18 protein-coding genes and 1 riboswitch are annotated in these 19,703 nt (G+C 73.7%); of the genes, 4 read left to right on the forward strand and 14 right to left on the reverse strand.

Annotation, left to right across the window (positions count from 1 at the left end; all coding sequences use genetic code 11):
- Window positions 1-19: 19 nt before the first annotated feature.
- Genes tilS through dacB form a run of 3 tightly spaced genes read right to left on the reverse strand, consistent with a single transcriptional unit; the run spans window position 20 to window position 3,595 of the window.
- Window positions 20-1,018 carry a tRNA lysidine(34) synthetase TilS gene (gene tilS / locus ASG94_RS07545; RefSeq protein WP_056925676.1) on the reverse strand — a complete coding sequence of 333 codons (999 nt, stop codon included), beginning with the start codon at window positions 1,016-1,018 and terminating at the stop codon, window positions 20-22.
- Complete coding sequence (locus ASG94_RS07550; protein ID WP_235537164.1) at window positions 1,015-2,082, reverse strand: zinc-dependent metalloprotease; 1,068 nt, start codon at window positions 2,080-2,082, stop codon at window positions 1,015-1,017. The genes tilS and ASG94_RS07550 overlap by 4 nt, the downstream gene beginning before the upstream one ends.
- A gap of 40 nt (window positions 2,083-2,122) precedes the next feature.
- Window positions 2,123-3,595 (reverse strand): D-alanyl-D-alanine carboxypeptidase/D-alanyl-D-alanine endopeptidase, encoded by a 1,473-nt coding sequence (gene dacB, locus ASG94_RS07555; RefSeq protein WP_056925678.1) that lies wholly within the window; start codon window positions 3,593-3,595, stop codon window positions 2,123-2,125.
- Window positions 3,596-3,717: 122 nt separating this feature from the next.
- Here dacB and ASG94_RS07560 point away from each other — a divergent pair, with 122 nt between their 5' ends.
- Window positions 3,718-4,260, forward strand: a complete 543-nt coding sequence (locus ASG94_RS07560) for an inorganic diphosphatase (RefSeq protein WP_442938482.1) — start codon at window positions 3,718-3,720, stop codon at window positions 4,258-4,260.
- 30 nt (window positions 4,261-4,290) lie between these two features.
- On the opposite strand, the gene ASG94_RS07565 is transcribed toward ASG94_RS07560, so the two are convergent.
- From ASG94_RS07565 to ASG94_RS07580, 4 genes are all read right to left on the reverse strand, one after another.
- The gene (locus ASG94_RS07565; RefSeq protein WP_056925679.1) at window positions 4,291-5,163 is read right to left on the reverse strand and encodes an RNA polymerase sigma-70 factor; all 873 of its coding nucleotides are present in this window, start codon (window positions 5,161-5,163) and stop codon (window positions 4,291-4,293) included.
- Window positions 5,160-5,738, reverse strand: a complete 579-nt coding sequence (locus ASG94_RS07570) for a carboxymuconolactone decarboxylase family protein (protein WP_056925680.1) — start codon at window positions 5,736-5,738, stop codon at window positions 5,160-5,162. The genes ASG94_RS07565 and ASG94_RS07570 overlap by 4 nt, the downstream gene beginning before the upstream one ends.
- A gap of 89 nt (window positions 5,739-5,827) precedes the next feature.
- Window positions 5,828-6,484, reverse strand: coding sequence for a class I SAM-dependent methyltransferase (locus ASG94_RS07575; RefSeq protein ID WP_056925681.1), 657 nt, complete (start codon window positions 6,482-6,484; stop codon window positions 5,828-5,830).
- On the reverse strand, window positions 6,481-8,499 hold the full coding sequence (locus tag ASG94_RS07580) for an acyl-CoA dehydrogenase family protein (RefSeq protein ID WP_082623994.1): 2,019 nt from the start codon (window positions 8,497-8,499) through the stop codon (window positions 6,481-6,483). Before ASG94_RS07580 ends, ASG94_RS07575 begins: the two co-directional genes overlap by 4 nt.
- A 23-nt stretch (window positions 8,500-8,522) precedes the next feature.
- Between ASG94_RS07580 and ASG94_RS07585 the strand changes: the two genes are divergently transcribed.
- Window positions 8,523-9,398 (forward strand): sulfotransferase domain-containing protein, encoded by an 876-nt coding sequence (locus ASG94_RS07585; RefSeq protein ID WP_056925682.1) that lies wholly within the window; start codon window positions 8,523-8,525, stop codon window positions 9,396-9,398.
- A gap of 130 nt (window positions 9,399-9,528) precedes the next feature.
- On the opposite strand, the gene ASG94_RS07590 is transcribed toward ASG94_RS07585, so the two are convergent.
- From ASG94_RS07590 to ASG94_RS07610, 5 genes are all read right to left on the reverse strand, one after another.
- Complete coding sequence (locus tag ASG94_RS07590) at window positions 9,529-11,094, reverse strand: C40 family peptidase (RefSeq protein ID WP_156411455.1); 1,566 nt, start codon at window positions 11,092-11,094, stop codon at window positions 9,529-9,531.
- 328 nt (window positions 11,095-11,422) lie between these two features.
- Window positions 11,423-12,469 (reverse strand): phosphatase PAP2 family protein, encoded by a 1,047-nt coding sequence (locus tag ASG94_RS07595; RefSeq protein ID WP_235537165.1) that lies wholly within the window; start codon window positions 12,467-12,469, stop codon window positions 11,423-11,425.
- Between the two features lie 45 nt (window positions 12,470-12,514).
- Window positions 12,515-13,489 carry an ABC transporter ATP-binding protein gene (locus tag ASG94_RS07600; RefSeq protein ID WP_056925685.1) on the reverse strand — a complete coding sequence of 325 codons (975 nt, stop codon included), beginning with the start codon at window positions 13,487-13,489 and terminating at the stop codon, window positions 12,515-12,517.
- A complete protein-coding gene (locus ASG94_RS07605; RefSeq protein ID WP_056925686.1) occupies window positions 13,489-15,123 on the reverse strand; it encodes an ABC transporter permease in 1,635 nt (544 codons plus the stop codon). Before ASG94_RS07605 ends, ASG94_RS07600 begins: the two co-directional genes overlap by 1 nt.
- Window positions 15,120-16,211: a thiamine ABC transporter substrate-binding protein gene (locus tag ASG94_RS07610; protein WP_056925687.1), complete on the reverse strand. Its 1,092-nt coding sequence runs from the start codon at window positions 16,209-16,211 to the stop codon at window positions 15,120-15,122. Before ASG94_RS07610 ends, ASG94_RS07605 begins: the two co-directional genes overlap by 4 nt.
- Window positions 16,202-16,308: riboswitch (TPP riboswitch) on the reverse strand. It overlaps the preceding gene by 10 nt.
- Before the next feature lie 22 nt (window positions 16,309-16,330).
- Between ASG94_RS07610 and ASG94_RS07615 the strand changes: the two genes are divergently transcribed.
- Both ASG94_RS07615 and ASG94_RS07620 read left to right on the forward strand, forming a co-directional pair.
- On the forward strand, window positions 16,331-17,233 hold the full coding sequence (locus tag ASG94_RS07615; protein WP_056925688.1) for an alpha/beta hydrolase: 903 nt from the start codon (window positions 16,331-16,333) through the stop codon (window positions 17,231-17,233).
- Window positions 17,230-17,655, forward strand: coding sequence for a GNAT family N-acetyltransferase (locus ASG94_RS07620; protein WP_056925689.1), 426 nt, complete (start codon window positions 17,230-17,232; stop codon window positions 17,653-17,655). The genes ASG94_RS07615 and ASG94_RS07620 overlap by 4 nt, the downstream gene beginning before the upstream one ends.
- Here the strand turns inward: ASG94_RS07620 and ASG94_RS07625 are convergent.
- Both ASG94_RS07625 and ASG94_RS07630 read right to left on the reverse strand, forming a co-directional pair.
- Complete coding sequence (locus ASG94_RS07625; protein ID WP_200958031.1) at window positions 17,631-18,689, reverse strand: MBL fold metallo-hydrolase; 1,059 nt, start codon at window positions 18,687-18,689, stop codon at window positions 17,631-17,633. The two genes, ASG94_RS07620 and ASG94_RS07625, sit on opposite strands and share 25 nt — an antisense overlap.
- A gap of 106 nt (window positions 18,690-18,795) precedes the next feature.
- A complete protein-coding gene (locus tag ASG94_RS07630) occupies window positions 18,796-19,626 on the reverse strand; it encodes a glycerophosphodiester phosphodiesterase (protein WP_162260793.1) in 831 nt (276 codons plus the stop codon).
- Between the last annotated feature and the right edge of the window lie 77 nt (window positions 19,627-19,703).

Below are 19,703 nucleotides of genomic sequence, written 5' to 3' on the forward strand. Positions count from 1 at the left end.
TGGAAGTTCAGGTCTTGGGTCAGGTGGAGGGGTCGCCGGGGGCGGACGGCGCGCGCTCGAGGACCAGCAGGCCGTCGCGGCGCACGGCGCGCAGGTGGCCGGGGAGGTCGATCCACTTCTGGCCCCGCCAGTCGGTGAGCAGCGCGTCGACGGCCAGGACGTGCTCGTGGTGCACCTCGGAGGCGGGGGCGCCGGCGGCCAGGACGGCGTTGCGGAGCACGCGGCGCCGCAGCGAGGGGTGCTGGGCGACCAGCGGCTCGACGGCGAGCCCGTCCCCGGTGGTGACGGCGGCGGCGACCTCGGCCGCGAACTCGTCGAGCAGGCCCATGTCGTCGCGCAGCTGGTCGGCGGTGCGGGCCAGGGTGGCGGCGACGCCGGGACCGAGCTCGTCCTCGAGCACCGGCAGCACGCGGCGGCGTACCCGCACCCGGGTGTAGGCGGGGTCGGTGTTGTGCGGGTCCTCCCACGCCCTGAGCCCCTCGACCTGGCAGGCGGTGACGGTGTCGTCGCGGCGTACGTCGAGCAGCGGGCGCGCGAAGACGTCGAAGCGTCGGCGCATCCCCGCCAGCGAGCGCCCCCCGGAGCCGCGGGCCAGCCCGAGGAGCACCGTCTCGGCCTGGTCGTCGAGGGTGTGGCCGAGCAGGACCACGGCGGCCGAGGTGCGGGCGGCGACCTCCTCGAGGACGGCGTACCGCGCCTCGCGGGCGGCGGCCTCCGGACCCAGGCCCGCGGCGTCGACGACCACGGTGGCGGTCATCGTCTCGTCGGCCCCGAGCCCGGCCATCTGCTCGACCACGCGCGCCGCGTGGTCGACCGAACCCGGCTGGAGCCCGTGGTCGACGGTGACGCCGACGACCCGCTGGGCGCGCTTGTGGCCCTCGAAGACCGTGGCGCTCAGCAGGGCGAGCGAGTCGGCGCCGCCGCTGCACGCCACGACGACCGTCGCCCCGGCCGGGAGGTCGACCAGGACGCCGCGCACGCCACGGCGCACGAGCGCGACCGCGGGGTGCAGGCTCACAGCACCCGGGTGATCCAGGCGTCCGGGTCACCGATCTCGGACTTGCTGGGCAGGTGGGCGGGCTCGGCCCAGACGGCGTTGAAGTCGTCCATGCCGACCTTGTCGACGACGTGGCGGGTGAAGGCGGCGCCGTCGCGGTACTGCGCCATCTTGGCGTCGAGGCCCAGGAGCCGTCGCAGGATGCGGTCGAGGGTGCCGACGCCCTTGCGGCGCTCGTCGAAGCGGGCGCGGATCCGGTCGACGCTGGGGATCACGCTGGGGCCGACGCCGTCCATCACCACGTCGGCGTGGCCCTCGAGCAGCGACATCACGCCGGTGATCCGGTCGAGGATCTCCTTCTGCTCCGGGGTCCCCATCACGTCGAGCAGGCTGCCGCCACCGCCGCGGACGGCCTCGGACACGCGGCGTACGACGTCGTCCATCATCCGGGTGGGCTCGACGGTGCTGGTGAGGGCGAGCATCTCGGAGTAGAGGTGGTCGCGCATCCACGGGACGGCGGTGAACTGCACGCGGTGGGTCTCCTCGTGCAGGCAGACCCAGAGCCGGAAGTCGGTCGGATCGACGCCGAGCTCACGCTCGACGTGCACGATGTTGGGCGCGACGAGCAGCAGCCGGCCGGTGTCCTGGCCGACCCCGCTCGCGCCGGCGGGGTCGCCGCCGTCGGCGAGGCCGTGGAAGGGATCGAACTGGCCGAGCACCTTGGTGCCGAGGAACCCGAGCATCAGGCCCACCTCGGCGCCGGTGACGCGCGAGCCGATGGCCAGGGACAGCCCGTGGGGGGCGCCCTTCTTCTCGGTCAGCCGGGTGACCAGCGGGTCGAGGATGCGGGCGAAGCCGTCGGCGTTGGCCTGCACCCACCCGCGCCGGTCGACCACGAGCACGGGGGCGGAGTGCTCCTGGGCGACCAGGCCCGTGAAGTCACGCACCAGCGAGGTGGAGCGGTCGGCGTCGGCCCGCAGCTGCGTCACGGCGGCGGCCGCGGCCTCGGGCGTCACCTCGGGGCCGTCACCGGCCACCTTGGCGCCGAGGTTCACCGCGAAGTCCCAGTCGACCATTGACGTCATGGGGCGACCCTAGCCGGGCACCCCATCGGCACCGCGCGCCTCAGCCGACGCTGCAGCGGCAGCCGGCCAGGTCCCCGGCGAGCCGGTCGACGGCCTGCTGGGCGTCGAGCTTGTCCTCCTCCTTGGCACGGTCCACCGCCACCACGAAGGCCATCGGGGTGCCCTCGCGGTCGGTAGTGACGCCGGCCAGCGAGTGGACGTTGCTCAGCGTGCCGGTCTTGGCGCGGACGTGGCCGGGGCCCTCGGGGGAACCCTGGTCGAAGCGGTAGGCGAGGGAGCCGGTGAAGCCGGCGACGGGGAGGCCGGTGAGCACCGGGCGCAGGTCGGGGTGCGCCGGGCCGGCCGCCGTCTGGAGCACCTGGAGCAGCGTCGTCGCGGACACCCGGTTGAGGCGGGAGAGCCCCGAGCCGTCGTGGATGACGTCGGACCCGGTGTCGATCCCCAGCCCCCTGAGGGTGTCGAGCACGGCGGCCGAGCCCCCCTCGAAGGACCCGAGCCCCGACACCGCGATCCCGACGTGGCGCGCCAGCACCTCGGCGCCCTCGTTGTCGCTGACCTCGAGGACGTGCTCGACGATGTCGGCCACCGGGGCGCTGGACACCGCGGCGACCTCGGTCGCGCCCGCGGGTGCCGTCGTGCGGGTCGGGCTGCCGGCGACCTTCACCCCGGCGCCGCGCAGGGCGGCGACGAACGTCCCGGCGGCGGTGGCGCTCGGGTCGTCGGAGTAGCCGTAGCCGGTCGGCGAAGCCCCGCGGTCGACCCACAGCGCCGTGATCGGGCTGACGATGTCGTCCGGCACGTAGTCGGCGCGCCACCTCGGGTTGTTGCTGGGACCGGTGAAGAGGCCGTCGTCGTACTGCACGCGCACCCGCTGCCCCGGCGCCAGCGTCGCCGCCACGTCGCGGGCGAGGGTGACGACGTCGGCCCGCTCGGGGTACGTCGTCTCCACCTCCTCCGGGGTGAGCGGCCGGCTCGCCAGGTAGGGGTCTCCCCCGCCGACGAGCACCAGGTCGCGCGGCGTGGCCCCGGTGACCACGCGGGTCTCGAAGCGGGCGTCGGGGCCGAGCGTCTCCAGCGCGGCGGTGCTGGTGAGCAGCTTGGTGGTCGACGCGGGGATGACCGCACCCTCGCCGTACGTCCAGGCGGCACCGTCGCCGCCGAGGTCGCCGACGGCGGCGACCACGTGCCGCCCGAGGTCCTTGTCGGCCAGCCCGGGTGCCAGTGCGGCGGCGACCGCGGCGGGGTCGACGTGGCCGCGCTGCGCCGGCGGGACGACCTGGGAGACCGGGCCCGGCTGCGCCCAGTCCGGGAGCGCGACGCCCGCAGGCGGGGCGATCGCGGCGGGCTCGGCCTGCGGGTCGACCGAGAGCCAGGGCAGGTAGCGGGGGCCGAGGTCGAGGCGGTACGACGCGAACGCGGCGGCGACGAGGGCCAGCACCAGGAGGGTGGGGACCCAGTGCGCGACACGCCCCGGACCGCTCGGTCCCGAGGCGTGGTGTCGGTCACGTCCCACGCGAATTGCTCCCTCACTTTGGCCGTCGGGGGACATTGTGCGCGACACTGGCCGCCGACCACCCACATGCCCCAGGAGAAACCGTGCCCGACGAGCAGGTAGCCGACGACGTCCGCGACGAGATCACCGACAGCGACGTGCGTCCGCCCGAGAACCAGTTGCTCTTCGACGTGCTGATCGAGATCCCCAAGGGTTCGCGCAACAAGTACGAGGTGGACCACCACACCGGACGCCTGCGGCTGGACCGCATGCTCTTCACCTCCACCGCCTACCCCGAGGACTACGGCTACATCGAGGACACCCTCGGCCAGGACGGCGACCCGCTGGACGCGCTCGTCCTGCTGCAGGCGCCGACCTTCCCGGGCTGCCTCATCGAGTGCCGCGCGATCGGCATGTTCCGGATGACCGACGAGGCCGGCGGCGACGACAAGGTCCTCTGCGTCCCCTCGCACGACCCGCGCCTGCAGCACCTGCAGGACATCGGCGACGTCTCCAAGTTCGACCGGCTCGAGATCCAGCACTTCTTCGAGGTCTACAAGGACCTCGAGCCCGGCAAGTCCGTCGAGGGCGCCAACTGGGTCGGCCGCGCCGAGGCCGAGGCCGAGGTCCGCGCGTCCTTCGAGCGCGCCAAGGGCCAGGGTCAGGGCCAGGGCCAGGACCACTGACGCACGACCGGTCCGTCCGTCCCCCCGCGCTCAGCGCGCGAGGGTGACGGGCTCCGCGACCGCGCCGAGCTTGTCGGGGTTGCGCACGAGGTAGAGCCGCGTGACGACGCCGTGCTCGACGAGCATCGTGCCCACGCCGTCACGCCGGCCACCGATGACGAACTGGACCGCCGGGGCGCCGTTGAGCCACACCGGCACCAGCTCCAGCGCCTCGGGGGTGACGCCGGCGAGGAAGCGCAGCACCTTGTCGCGCCCCAGGATCGGCCGCAGCGCCGCGTGCACGCGCCCGCCGCCGTCCGTCATCAGCACCACGTCGGGCGCCAGCACGTCCATCAGCGCCTGGAGGTCGCCGGTCTCGGTGGCCAGCCGGAACCGGGCGATGACCGCGTCCCGCTCGGCGACGGTCGCCGTGGTCCGCGGCCGCCGGGCGTGCACGTGGGAGCGCGCCCGGTGCGCCACCTGGCGCACCGCGGCCTCGGACTTGTCGACGGCGGCCGCGATCTCGTCGTACGGGACGTCGAAGACCTCGCGCAGGACGAACACCGCCCGCTCGGTCGGCGGCAGCGTCTCCAGGACCAGGAGCATCGCGGTCGAGACGCTGTCGGCGAGCTGCACGTCTTCCGCGACGTCCGGGGTGGTGAGGAGCGGCTCGGGCAGCCAGGGCCCGACGTACTCCTCGCGTCGCCGCGCGCCGGCGCGCAGGTGGTTGAGCGCGACCCGCGTCGTGGTCCGCACGAGGTAGGCACGTGGCTCGCGGACCTCGGCGTGCTCGACGCCCGACCACCGCAGCCACACCTCCTGCAGGACGTCCTCCGCGTCGGCCGCCGAGCCGAGCATCTCGTAGGCGACCGTGAACAGCAGGTTGCGGTGGTCGACGAACGCCTCGGTGGACGGCTCGCTCATGGGTGCGAGGGTACGGCGAGCGGCGCCAGCTCGCAGCGGTCCGCGTAGCCCTGGCTGGCGAGGCCGAAGGCGGCGTTGAAGCGCGAGCGCTCGTTCTCGACCGCGACCATCATGGTGAGCTCGACCATCGCCTCGTGGCCAAGCCTCGCGTCGAGGGCGGCCACCATCTCGTCGGTCACCGTCGGCGGCGTCTCGGTCATCGCCTCGGCGTAGGCCATCACGTCGCGCTCGAGGTCGGTGAAGACGTCGGTCTCGCGCCACCGGGGCACCTCGCGCACCTTCTCCAGCGTGAGGCCGTCCTCGTGGGCGAGGAAGTAGCCGAAGTCCAGGCACCACGAGCAGCCGATCCGTGCCGCGCTGGCGAGCTGGGCGTAGGTCTTGAGGTGGGGGTCGAGGGCCTTCCAGCGCGCGACCTTCTGCTCGAAGGAGAAGACCGCCCTCGTGAGCGGCCGGTGGTGGAACGGGACGTGGGCGTTGTCGGGGACCTCGCCCCACATGCGCCGGGCGACGGTGGTCATGATGCGGCCGTAGACGCCGTCGAGCGACGCCTTCGGGATGCGGAACGTGCTGGGCATGGGTGCCTCCTCGTCGACGGGACCCGGCTCGTCCGGGCCCTCACCATCAAGACACCGGCCGGCCGCGACCTGTGACAACCCCGCGGGACTCAGGTCGCGACTGCGCGGAAGTACCCGAGCCCGCCGCTGAGGTGGAGGTCGATGTCGCGGCAGCCCTCCTCGGCCAGCCACGTGACCGCCTCCCGGGTCGTGCACATCGGTCCCAGGACACCGGCCAGGGTGCCCACCCGCCGGGCGGGCTCGTGGGCCAGGCCCGTGTCGAGGAACATCGCGCTGCCGGTGATCACACCGCCGGGGCGCAGGACCCGCACCATCTCCTGGACCGCGCGGTGCGGATCGGGGAAGCAGTGCAGCCCCGTGAAGGTCGCGACCAGGTCGACCGAGCCGTCGTCGAGGGGCAGGTCGCCGACGTCCGCGACCATCGGCGTCACCTGGTCGTGGACCCCGAGCCGCCGGGCGGTCGCCGTCGCGCGGTCGAGCATGGCGGGCGAGATGTCGGCGGCGACGTAGTCGAGCCCCTGGCCCGGGGTGATGCCGCGCATCGCGATGCCGTTGCCGGTGGGCACGTCGAGCACCCGGGCGCCCGCGGGCAGCCGGCCGACCTCGCGCACGGCGTCGTACAGCAGGCCGAGGTCGCTGCCGAGCCCGAGCCGCCAGGCCAGTCCCCCGACGCGGCGGTGCTCCACGAGCCAGCCGTAGACGCCCGCCCACAGCGGGTCCTCGTGCCAGCCGCCGAAGAGCCTCATGAGCCGAGGATTTCCTCGGAGCGCAGCATCTCCCGCGGCACGCCGAGGGCGTCCACGAGGTCGACGGCCAGCGGTCGGATCTTGCGGCACAGGTCGTTGACCTCGCGGCTGATGGCCTTGGACCGCGCGGCGGTGAGGCGGCCGTGCTCCATGAACCAGGCGCGGTCGGCCTCGATCGTGGTGAGCGCGTGCAGGTCGCAGAGCAGGTTGAGGGCGACCTTGGTGTCACCGGCGGGCAGCGCGGCGGCCTTGGCCACGAAGGCGTCCAGCACCAGGCGCTCGATGTGGGCGCGGGCGGCGGCGATCACGTGGTCCTGCACCCGGGAGAAGACCTCGCCCGGGTTCATCCCGTCGTCGATGCCGCGCTTGAGCCGGCGCGCGACGCCGCCGAGCATGTGCTCCTCGCGGAACCGGAGCATCGCCTGCTGGTACGCCGGGTCCAGCAGCCCGGCCTCCTGGTCCCACTCGTCGCCGCCGGGCAGCACGTCCCGGATCGCCGAGAACAGCTTGCGGGCGCTGGTCCGCTCCAGCATCGTCTCGACCGCGAGCCCGGCGACGAAGCGGACCATGCCGAACTGGTCCATGTCCTCGAACTCCGAGGAGTAGTCGGTGAGCAGGCCCTTGGCGACCAGCTGGAGGAGGACGTGGTTGTCGCCCTCGAAGGTGGTGAAGACGTCGGTGTCGGCGCGCAGCGCGTCGAAGCGGTTGGCGCTCAGGTAGCCCGCGCCGCCGCACGCCTCGCGGCACTCCTGGATGGTGCGGGTGGCGTGCCACGTGCCCAGCGCCTTGAGGCCCGCGGCCTCCGACTCGAGGCGGCGGCGGTTCTGCTCACCCTCCTCGCCCCCGGTCGGCGGCGGCCCGGAGAAGACGTCGTGCAGCTGCTGGGCCACGGACTCCTGCGCGAAATGCAGCGCGTAGGTGCGGGCCAGCAGCGGGAAGAGCCGGCGCTGGTGCATGCCGTAGTCGAGGATCAGGTCCTCGACGGGCGGGTTGCTGGCCTCGAACTGCCGGCGCCGGACGGCGTACCGCACGGCGATCGTCAGCGCGACCTTGGACGCGTTGATGCCGGCGCCGCCGACGCAGACGCGACCCTGGACCAGGGTGCCGAGCATGGTGAAGAACCGGCGGTTGGGGTTCTCGATCGGGCTGGAGTAGACGCCGTCCTCGGAGACGGAGGCGAACTGGTCGAGGAGGTTGGCGCGCGGGATGCGCACTCCGTCGAACCAGATCCGTCCGTTGTCGACGCCGTTGAGGCCGATCTTGGGGCCGCAGTCCTCGATGCGTACGCCGGGCAGCACGTCGCCGCCCTCCCGCAGGGGCACGACGAACGCGTGCACGCCCTGGGACTCTCCGCCGACCTCCAGCTGGGCGAAGACCACAGCCACGTCGGCGTGCGCCGCCGCGTTGCCGATGTAGTCCTTGCGGCTGGCGTCGTCGGGGGTGGTGATGACGAACTCGCCGGTGTCGACGTCGTACGTCGCGGTGGTGCCGAGCGCCTGGACGTTGGAGCCGTGGCCGGTCTCGGTCATCGCGAAGCAGCCCATCAGCTCGCCGGTGATGAGCCGGGCGAGGTAGGCCTCGTGGTGCCGCTCGGTGCCGAGCTGGAGGATCGCGCCGCCGAAGAGGCCGAACTGGACCCCGACCTTGACGAGCACGCTGAGGTCGCCGAGGGCCAGGGTCTCGAAGGCCGCGATGGAGGCGCCGATGTCGCCGCCCCCGCCGTACTGCTCGGGGAAGCCCATGCCCGTCTGGCCGGTCGCGGCCATCTCGACGACGACCTGCTTGACCCGCTCGCGGAACGCAGCGGTGTCGAGGGTCTCCGCCTCGAGGAGGATCCCGGCCTGCTCGACGAGGTTGGTGCGCACCAGGGCGCGGACGTCGGCGTACCGGCCGTCGAGCAGGGCGGTCATCGCCGCGACGTCGACCTCGGGCTGCACGTAGCCCCTCGTGGACGGGCCGGCGGCCTGCCCGTCGGTCTGCTCCGTCGTCTCCTCAGCGGCTTGCTCGGTGGTCATGGCCACAAGGTAGCGTCGCGCGCGTGAACCGTCCCGAGCCCGACGTCGATCTCGGGCGGATGCCCTACAACTTCTCGATCGTGGGCGTCCAGAAGAGCGGCACCTCCACGCTCTCGGGGACGATCAGCCAGCACCGCCACGTGTGCCGGCCGCCTCGCAAGGAGGCCCACTTCTTCAACGACGAGTCCTACGACTGGGCGCACCCCGACTACGAGCGCGACTACACCGCGCCGCGGCGGGCCAAGGTGCACACGATGGTGGGCGACTCCACCCCGGTCTACCTGTTCTGGCCGAACGCGCTGGAGCGGATGCACGCCTACAAGCCGGACATGCCGCTGATCGCGGTCTTCCGCGACCCGCTCGAGCGGTTGTTCTCGCACTGGACGATGCTGCGGACGCGGCACCCGGACTGGCCGGACTGGCCGGGGTTCCTCACCGAGTTCCGCCCCACCTCGCTGCCGGACACCGTGCCGACCGACGTCAAGCCGATGCGCTACAAGCACATGTCGGGCATCGCGCGCGGCTACTACGGCGCGCAGCTCGAGCGCGGCTTCTCCGTCTTCCCGCGCGAGCAGTGGCTGCTGCTCGAGTTCCGCTCGATGCTGGCGGCGTTCGACACTTCCGTCGACCGGGCCACCGACCACCTGGGCCTGTCGCGCTTCGAGGAGCACCCGCCGTTGCGCAACCGGTACGCCGGCGCCGAGCTGGTCACCGGGACGCCGCCGACCGCCGAGGACCTGCAGTCGCTGGCCGAGCTGTACGCCGCCGACCTGGGCGTCTTCGACCGGCTCTCGGGCCTCGACACGTCGGGCTGGCCGACGACCCGGATCCTCGCCGGGACGCTGGACCCCGGCGAGCTGGCCGCGCGCTTCGCGACGAAGGTCGCGCCGACTCCCTGAGTCCGTGCGTTGCCGGGGCGGGCCGGCTGGCCCCGCGGCGCGTAGTTTGGGACGAACTGGTGGCTCCGGGCGCACTTCTACCTACCAGAACGTCCCCAACTACCCGCGGGGGCGGGTCGGGACGTCGGCGTCAGGGGCGGGCGAAGAAGTTCGGGGCGGTCCAGGAGTAGATCGACTCCCGGACGACGGGCCGACCGGTGCGGGGAGCGTGGATCATCTGGCCGTCGCCCACGTAGAGGCCCACGTGGTAGATCGAGCTCGGGTTGCTGCTCGATCCCCAGAACACCAGGTCGCCGGGGGCCAGCTGGGCCGCGGTGATGCGGGTGGAGCCGGTGAACTGCGCGACCGAGTAGTGCGGGAGCGCCTTGCCGCCCTGGGCCCAGGCCCCGGCGGTGAGGCCTGAGCAGTCCCAGGCGTCGGGCCCGGCGGCGCCCCACTTGTACGGGTCGCCGATCTGGGCGGCGGCGAACGCGATGGCCGCTGCGGCGCCGGTGCTGGCCGGCGGGGGCGCGGGAGCCGGAGCGGGTGCAGGTGTCGGGGTGGGCGCGGGAGCGGGCGTCGGCGTGGGCGCGGGTGCGGGCGCCGGCGTGGGGGTCGGCGTCGGAGTCCTGGTCGGCGCGGGCGTGGGGGTCGGGGCCGGCGTCGGAGTCGGGGTCTTGGTCGGTGCCGGGGTGGGGGTCGGGCTCTTGGTCGGCTGGGGCGTCGACTGCTGGGCCTTCGTCGCCGCCTCCTGGGCGGCCTCGGCGGCCGCTTCGGCCGCGGCCTTGTCGGCGGCCTCCTGCGCGGCCTTGTCCGCGGCCTCCTGGGCAGCCTTGGCAGCGGCCTCCTGCGCGGCCTGCTCCGCGGCCTCCTGCGCGGCGGCCTGCTCCGCGGCCTTCTGGGCGGCCTTCTGGGCGGCCTTCCGGGCGGCCTCGGCGGCAGCCGCCTCGAGCGCCGACTGGCGCTTCTCGGCGAGGCGGATGCTGATCCCCTGGAGGTCGGCGAGCTCGGAGATCAGCGCGGTCTTGGACACCGCGATCGACTCGGCGGTCGCCCCGGCGGACGCCTCGGCCGCGGCGGCGTCGGCGCGGGCCCGGCCCGCCTGCTCCTCCAGTCGCTCGGCGTCGGCGAGCGCGTCACGGGCCTGCTGACGGGCGACGTCGGCCAGGGTCGCGGACGCCCGGAACGCGTCGTACCGGCCGTCGAGGGCGTCCTCCGCCTGCTGCATGGTCGTCGTACGGTCGATCATCGTCTCGATGCCGTCGGAGCCGACGACCGCGGCGAAGCCCTGCAGGGCCGGGGAGATCTCGTAGCTGCGCACCAGGGCGTCGCTGTAGTCCTCCTGCTGGCGCAGCACGTCGGCCTCGGCGGCCTGCGCGGCGGTGGCCGCTGCCTGCGCTGCCGCCCGGGCCTCGTCGGCCTGCCAGCGCGCCCCGTTGTAGGCCTCCGCTGCCTGGGCGGCGGTGACGGCCGTCTGCCGCAGCCGCTCGTTGGCCAGCACCAGGTCCGCCTGGACGGCAGCCACGTCGCGAGCCTTGTCGCTGGCGTTGCGCTCGGCGACGGCGATGTCGTCCTCGCTCGGGACGTCGTCGTCGGCCGCCGAGGCGGGGGTGACGCCGGTGGCGAGCACCAGGCTCAGGGCAGCAGCAGCCGGCCAGCGCAGCCGCCGGGCGCGGTCCGGCGTACGACGTGGTGCGGGTGCAGGCAGGGCTGACACAGGTGGTTCCCCTCGGCTCTCGTGGCCACGGGTGACTTCCCTTTCACCCGTGACACTCGCGGCACGCTAGTGCTCACCAGTCCCAAAGGGAACAACTTTCCCAACTTTTTCACAAACCCTCGGCGTGTCGGCTTGACGAACTACAAGGTTGTAATTCGCGCGCATCGCCGCTCGGGCGCGACAGGACGCCCCGGTATGACACGCCGCGCGACGGCGTGCTTCGTCGGCGAGTCGTGCACCGTGGGGGTGTTGCAACGGTCACCAGGTGGCGGAGTCCCCGGCTGAGCGGGGACTTCACCACGGGGAGTCGTTCAGCGTCGTACGCCGGTCAGTCGGCGTCGACGGGCACCTGGGAGGTGGTCGTCGTGGGGTGCGAGGAGAGCCCGCCGCGGTCGAACTTCTGGCCGCTGGCGAGACCCCCGAGCCAGAAGGAGATGAGCGCGATGGCCACGCCCGCGATGTCGTCGGCGACGTAGTGCCAGCCGAAGTACAGGGTCGCCACGACCGTGATCGCGAAGTTGATCCAGAAGATCCAGTGGATGACGCGGTTGCGCAGCGTGTACTGCACCATCAGCGCCACGAGCAGGGTGATGGCGACGTGCAGGCTGGCGAAGCCCGCCACGGACTGGACCGCGCCCTCGATGCCGTCCCGCAGGACCCCTTTTCGGGCATAGAACAGCGACTCCATCAGCGCCCCGGACCCGGTGTCGGGCAGGTCGTTGTAGAGCCAGGAGTAGCGGAAGCCCGGACCGAGGGTGGGCAGCGCGTAGTACGACGCGGTGCCGAGCGTCCAGGCCAGGCACTGGGAGGTGGCGAACCAGTAGCCGAAGGAGATGTTGCGCGACCACACCAGCCAGGCGGCGAGCGCCAGCGGGACCAGCGGGAGGAACCACAGGTAGACCGACGACAGCACGTGCGCGGTCCAGCCGGTCCCGAAGACCTGGTGCAGGATCGTGGCGGGCTCGTGGCCGAGGAACAGGGCCCGGTCGATGAGGTGGAGCTCGCGGTCGTACTTCTCCTCGCCCATCACGAAGGGCAGGAACGACTTGAGGTTCCGGTAGCTGACGTAGGTGATGTAGAAGCAGACCAGGCCCATCACCACGAGCGTCATCCGCTCGCGGGTCCAGTGGTCGCGCACCCGGGCCCGGGCGATCTCCGGCATCAGCTTGGGGTTGAGGCGCGACGCCCACAGCGTCCTGGGCAGCAGGTCGAGGAGGAACGCCCCCAGGACGAGCAGAGGCAGGCGCAGCCACGACGGCCCGAGGAAGCCTTCGGGGTCGACCAGGGGACGGTCGAGCGTCACCGATGCGAGGACGGCGAGCAGACCCATGAGAGCAGCGGTCCCCAGGAGGAGCGCGTAGGCCGGTCGGTACACGCAGGCCAGTGTAGGGACGACTGGTCACGAGCCCCCGATCGTGACTCAGGTGATGGTGGCCACGCGGGTCGGGTCGACGCCGAGACGCACCGGCGCGCCGGGTACGACGACACTGCCGAGGGGCGCGACGGCGTCCACCTCGCCCAGCCCCTCGACGACGACGACGAGCCGCACCAGCTCGGGGGTCGCCCGCGCGGAGACGACCGTCCCCGCCAGGGCACCCTCCCCCGCGACGAGCGCGGAGCGACGCAGGGCGACGCTGGGGGCACCGGGCAGGCCGGCCGCGGCCAGCAGGCGTCCGGCCGCCGGGCCGACCAGCACCCGGGCGTAGCCGAGGAAGAGCGCGGTCGCCGCGTCGACGGGGGTCGCCCACACGGCGCCGATCGGACCCGCCTGCACCACCTCCCCGGCCCGCATCACCGCCAGCCGGTCGGCGACCGTGAACGCCTCCTCGTGGTCGTGGGTCACCATCAGCGCGGTCGTGCCGGCGGCGCGCAGGATCTCGCGGAGGTCGACGGCGAGCCGTTCGCGCAGCGACGCGTCCAGCGCCGAGAGCGGCTCGTCGAGCAGGAGCAACCGGGGCTCGACGGCCAGGGCCCGGGCCAGGGCGACCCGCTGCCGCTCGCCGCCCGACAGCGTGCGCGGGAGCCGCTCGTCGTACCCCTCGAGGCCGACGAGCGCGAGCAGCTCGCGGACCCGGTCCGTGGAGGGTCTGCGGCGCAGCCGCAGGGCGTAGCCGACGTTGCGGGCCACCGTCATGTGCCCGAAGAGCTGGCCGTCCTGGAACATCAGCGCGAAGCCGCGCCGGTGGGTCGGCAGGTGGTCGACGGGCTCCCCGTCGAAGGCGATCCGCCCGCCGGTCAGCGGCTCCAGTCCGGCCACCGCCCGCAGCAGGGTGGACTTGCCGCACCCCGACGGCCCGAGCACGGCGAGCACCTCCCCGTCGGGGAGGTCCAGGCTGACGTGGCGCACGGCGGGGACGCCGTCGTACGCGACGGAGACGTCGGTGAGGCCCAGCATCAGAAGGCTCCCAGGCTCGGGACGCGCAGCCGCTCGACGACCAGCACCACCGTCGCGGTGGCCAGGGCCAGGACCACCGAGGCGGCCAGCGCCATGCCGTAGTTGTGCTCGCCGGGGTGCCCGAGCAGGCGGAAGATGACCACCGGCACCGTGGGGCGCTCGTCGCGGGCGAGGAACGCGGTCGCGCCGAACTCCCCCAGCGACACCGCGAAGGCGAACCCGCTGGCCGCGAGCAGCGGCTTCCACACGACCGGCAGGTCGACGGTGAGCAGCGCTCGCCACGGAGGTGCGCCGAGCGAGGCCGCCGCCTGGCGCTGCCGGTCGTCGATCCCGGCCAGCACGGGGGCGACCGTGCGCACGACGAGCGGCAGCGCGACCAGCGCCTGCGCGATGGGCACGAGCAGCGGGGTGTCGCGCAGGTCGAGCGGTGGCCGGTCGAGGCTGATGAGGAAGCCGAAGCCGATCGTCACCGCGCTCACCCCCAGCGGCAGCATGAAGAACACGTCCAGCCCGCCGCGCACCCGGCGCTCGGCCCGCGTGCGGGACCGGCGCGTCACCAGCAGGGCCACCGACAGTCCCATCAGCAGCGCCATCCAGGTGGCGTCCACCGCGGTCCGCAGCGAGGTGACCAGGGCGTCGGTGACGGGGACGAGCAGCGCCTGGTCCTCGCCGTCGGTGGTCAGGCGGCGGTAGTTGTCCAGGCTCCAGGCGCCGTCGGAGTGCAGCGACCCGGCCACCAGGGTGACGACCGGCAGCGCCACCGCGGCGAGCAGCAGGGTGGTCGCGACCAGGACGGGTACGTCGTGGCGCCGGGGCCGTCGGGCACGCGGCACCGTCCGCGCGGTCGACGGGTCGGGGGTGGCCCGCAGCCGGGCGGCCACCACGAGCAGCCCGACCACGACGACGAGCTGCACCAGCGACAGGGCCGCCGCGGCGCGGAGGTCGAAGAGCGTGGTGGTGAGCAGGTAGATCTCGGTCTCGACGGTCGCGTGGCGCACGCCGCCGAGGGTGAGCACGACCCCGAACGCGGTGGCGCAGAACAGGAAGACCACGCTCGCCGCGCTCACGATCGAGGGCCGCAGCGCGGGCAGGGTGACCGTCCGCAGGACCTGCCACGGCGAGGCACCCAGGGCGGCCGCCGCCTCGCCCGGCCGCGGGTCGAGGGACTCCCAGGCGGCGCCCACGGCCCGGATGACCACGGCCACGTTGAAGAAGACCAGGCCGGCGATGATCGCGACCGGGGTGCCGTCGAGGCCGAGCCCGCCGAGCGGGCCGGACTCGCCCAGCAGCTCGCGGAAGGCCACGCCGACCACCACGGTGGGCAGCACGAACGGCACCAGCAGCGCCGCGCGGACCAGCTGTCGCCCCGGCAGCGCCAGCCGGTGCAGCGCGTAGGCGGCCGGCAGCCCCAGGAGCACGGCCACGGCCGTGGCCACCGTCGAGGACCAGACGGTGAACCACGCGACCCGCAGCACCCGCGGCCGGGCCAACACGTCGAGCACTCCCCCGACGTCCAGCCGCCCGTCGACCACGAAGCCGCGCGAGACCATCGCGGACACCGGGAGCACGAAGAAGACGCCCAGCACCAGCACCGGCCCGAGGGCCAGCGCTGCCAGGGCGACCAGCCGCCTCACCGGCTGATGACGTCCGTCCACTCGGTGAGCCAGCGCTCGCGGTTGGCCGCGATGTCGGCGGGCGCGACCTCGTAGGGGTCGGTCGGCTGCTCGGCGTACCGCGCCCAGTCGGCCGGCACCTCGACGTCGTCGCTGACCGGGAAGACGTACATGCTCTCCGGCAGCGCGCCCTGCACCTCGTCGGAGAGCATCCAGTCGACGACCGCCTCCGCGCCGGCCGGGTTGGCCGCGCCCTCGAGGACGCCGACGTACTCCACCTGCCGGAAGCAGGTGTCGAGCAGCGCGGCGGTCGTCGAGCGGCCGCCCTTGACGGTGAAGGCCGGGGAGGAGTCGTAGGACAGCACGATCGGCCGGTCGCCGTTGCCGCCGCCCTGCGTGAAGTCGCCGTAGTAGGCGTCCTCCCACCCGTCGACGACCTCGGCTCCGTTGGCCAGCAGGTCGGTCCAGTAGTCCTGCCAGCCGTCCTCGCCGTACTCGGCGATGGTGCTCAGCAGGAACGCCATGCCCGGCGAGCTCGTCGACGCGCCGGGGGTGACGAAGAGGTCGCGGTACGTCGGGTCGGTGAGGTCGTCGAGGGTCTGCGGCGGCTCGATGCCCTCGCGCTCGAACCACGTGGTGTCGACGTTGACGCACACGTTGCCCACGTCGACGGGGGTCAGCCGATCGGCGCCGTCGTCGAGCGCGTACTGCTCGGCGCCCGGCGGCAGGTCGGCGGTGTACGACGCGAACACGCCCTCCTCGAGCGGGCGCGAGGCGAACGTGTTGTCGACGCCGAACGCGACGTCGCCGGTGGGGTCGTCCTTGGTCAGCGACAGCTTGGCGCTGAGCGTGCCGCCGTCACCGGCCGAGCGGGTCTGCAGGTCGATCCCGGTCTCGGACTCGAAGGAGCGGACGAGCTTCTTGGGCAGCGCGAAGGACGAGTGGGTGACCAGCACGACGGTGCCGCCCACCTCCCCGTCGCCTGCCGGGCTCGACGTGCCGGTCGGCTCGCTGGCCGAGTCATCGCCCATGGTGCTGCAGCCGGTGACGGCGAGCAGCAGGGCCGCGGTGGCGGCCGTGGTGAGGGCGCGTGCGCGCGCGATCTTCATCGTGGACTCCCTATCGCCGGTGCTAACCGGATCAGGTTCGGAGGGTCTGCGGTCTCCCGCACTCTCAGCACGCTGGCGTGCTCCCCTGTCTGTGTACGTCGCACTCTACGCTGACCGCCATGCCGAGCCGACGCCATCAGCTGCTCGCGGTCGCGATCCCGCGCCTGCGCGCCAGCAGCGACCTCGACTCCGAGCCCGCGGAGCGCGCCCGCGTCGTCGCCGGGCACGAGTCCCTCGACGGCACCCTGCCGACCCGGGCGGTGCGCGGCTTCGAGCGCCGCTTCGACGTCCGGGGGGAGGAGCTCGGCGGCTTCGCCGCGCACGTGGTCACGCCCCGGGGCGCCGATCCGGTCCGCACCCTCTACTACCTGCACGGCGGCGGCTTCACCTCGGGGATCGACGCCATCCACGTCCGCTACGCCACGCGGCTGGCCCGCGCGCTGCGGGCGCGGGTCGTGCTGCCCGACTACCCGCTCGCGCCCGAGCACACCTGGCGCGACTCCCACGACGCGCTGGTCGCCCACGCGGCCCGCTGGGCCGACGAGCCCGGCGGGATCGTGCTCGCCGGCGACTCCGCCGGGGGCGGGCTGGCGCTGGCCGTCGCCGAGTCGATGCGCGGCCGCGGCCACACCCCCGCGACCCACCTCGTGCTGCACGCCCCGTGGGTCGACCTGACCACGAGCACGCCGGAGACGGCCGAGTTCGCGAAGCGGGACACCTGGCTGTTCCTCGGCAAGCTGCACGCGTACGCCGGCTGGTGGGCCGGCACCCCCGAGGACCTCGGCCGTCCCGAGGTCTCCCCCGGCCTGGCCGACCTGTCGGGGCTGCCGCCCGCGCTGATGCTCTACGGCACCCGCGACCTGCTGGCCCCCGGCTGCCGGCTGCTCGCCACCCGGGCCGCCGAGGCCCGCTGGGACCTCGCCTGGGTCGAGGAGCCGGACCTGATCCACGTCTACGGGATCCTGCCGTTCCTCCCCGAGTCCCGCCGCGCCTTCCGCCAGGTCGTGGAGTTCTGCTCGTGAGGATCTCGGTGCTGGCCTTCGACGACCTCGACACCCGCACGGCGTACGCGCTGTGGCGGCTGCGCCAGCAGGTCTTCGTCGTCGAGCAGGCCTCGCCCTACCCCGACCTCGACGGCCGCGACCTCGAGCCGGCGACGCGGCACGTGCTGGCCCACGACGGCGACGAGCTCGTCGGCTGCCTACGGCTCCTGGACGACGGCTCGCACGCACGGATCGGACGCGTCGTGGTGGCCGGGTCCGCGCGCGGCCGGGGGCTGGCGCGCGACCTCATGGACGCGGCGATGGCCGTCGTCGGCGGGCGTGAGGTGCACCTCGACGCGCAGACGGGGCTCACGGCGTTCTACGCGTCGTACGGCTTCGAGGTGAGCGGCCCGGAGTTCGTCGAGGACGGCGTCGCTCACGTGCCGATGGTGCGCCGGTAGACCACGACCCCGTCCTGCTCGGCGTGGGCCAGGCCGCCCCGCGCGACGAGCAGCTCGAGGTGCGCGCGCGTCTCCAGGGTGGCGAGCGCGGAGTTGAAGACGTCGAGCGAGGCCAGCGTCCGCTCGTGGCGCGTCCACGACAGGACGCCCGCCACGTCGTACGACGTCAGCGCACCGCCGCCGACGGCCTCCAGGCACAGGGCGAGCCGGTCCTCGTGGTGGGCGAGCAGCTCGTCGACCCGGGCGTGCGAGGAGGGCGCGACCGGGCCGTGCGCCGGGAGCAGGGTGAGGTCGGGGAGCCCGCGGACCCGCGTGAGCGACGCCATGAAGTCGCCCAGCGGCTGCGCCGCGACGGCCGGCTCGAAGCCGATCGACGGCGTGATCGTCGGCAGCACGTGGTCGCCGGCGAAGAGAAGCGAGGCGTCGCGGTCGGCGAACACGTAGTGGCCGCGGGTGTGGCCCGGCGTGTGGACCGCGTCGAGGGCCCGGCCGCCGACCTGCAGGCCCACGTCGCCCTCCAGCCAGGTGTCGGGGTAGTCCCACTGGGACAGGTCCGGCGTGTGCGCGCGGGTGAACTCGCCCCACGCGCGGGCGATGTCCGGGGCACCCGCCCGCTCGAGCAGCGCGACGTGGGGGTCGGGGCCGGTCCGGTCCCGGTCGTGGATGAGGTCGAGGGTCGCCTTGTCGCCCAGGCCCAGGCTCACGTGCGACCCGACCTCGCGCCGGATGGTGACCGCCTGTGTGTAGTGGTCGCGGTGCACGTGGGTGACGAGGAAGGACCGGATGTCGCCGACGTGGCGGTCGATCTCCTTGAGCGACTGCTCGAGCTGGGTGCGGGAGGCCTCCACGGCCCAGCCGCCGTCGATGAGCGTGAGCCCGTCGTCGGTCTCCAGCACGTAGACGTTGACCGCCCGCAGCCCGTCCATCGGCAGCGGCAGCGGGATCCGGTGCACCCCCGGCGCGACGGCCCAGGCCCCCGGCTCGGTCCAGTGGGTGCCGGAGTCGGGTGAGATCGCGTGTGCGGTCGAGGTCACCGGGCCGACTCTAGGCCGGTACGTCGTGCGGCTCGGGCCGTGGGGAACCAGATCGGCGATCGGGTGCGATGGGCGGCCGGTCTCGTTCCCCGGGAGGGGCAGCGAATCAGCCCAGCCAGGCGCGGTAGGCGACGACGTCGGGGGTCACGACGCCGTCGGCGCCGACCCGCGCGAGGGTGCGCCACTCGCCACGGGTGAGCGCGTAGCCGCCGAGCACGACGTCGCCCCCGCGGTGCAGCCGGCGGACGCGCTGCTCGGTGAGCAGCCGTGCCGGGACGTTGTAGCCGCCGACCCGGCCCCGGGTCTCCCGGACCTTGCGCCAGCCGCTGACGATCAGCTGGTTGCCCATCCGCGGCGAGAGGCGGCGTACCCGCTCCAGGACCGTGGCCCGCAGCGAGGAGAGGGCCGTGAGCTCGACGAGGCCGGCGTCCTTGACGAGGTTGACCACGCGGCGTACCTGGGTCGTCGACCAGTTGCTGCCCTTGAGCTCCAGCATCAGCGAGAACGGCCGGCCGCCCTCGGCGCGGTCCCGGGCGAACGCCAGCAGCTCCTCGAGGTGCGGGATCGGCCGGCGGCCGGTGCGCTCGAGGCACTGGCGGTCCAGCTGGCGGCGCGTCCACGCGCCGATGGGGCCGGTGCAGGTGGTGGTGCGGCCCAGTCCGCTGTCGTGCAGGACGACGAGCTCGTCGTCCCCGGTGCGGCGTACGTCGGTCTCGATCGCGGTCGCGCCGGCGCGCAGCGAGTGCCGGAACGCCGCCATGGTGTTCTCACCGAGGGTCCGCGTCGGGCCACCGCGGTGCGCGGTGACCGAGAAGTCGCGGGCCGCGACGGGCGCGTCCGTGCCGCCGTCGGTGGCGCTCGCCGGCGCGCCGGACAGCGGCAGGGCGAGCAGCAGGGAGAGGACCGGCGTCAGGAGCAGGGCGAGGACACGGGACACGGCGCACATCATGCCTGTCGGGACCGATTGCCCTTGTCCGGTCCCCGTGCGAGGCGCAGACTGGAGGACGGGCCGGG

The sequence above is a fragment of the Nocardioides sp. Soil805 genome (assembly GCF_001429625.1).
Classification (GTDB): Bacteria; Actinomycetota; Actinomycetes; order Propionibacteriales; family Nocardioidaceae; genus Nocardioides.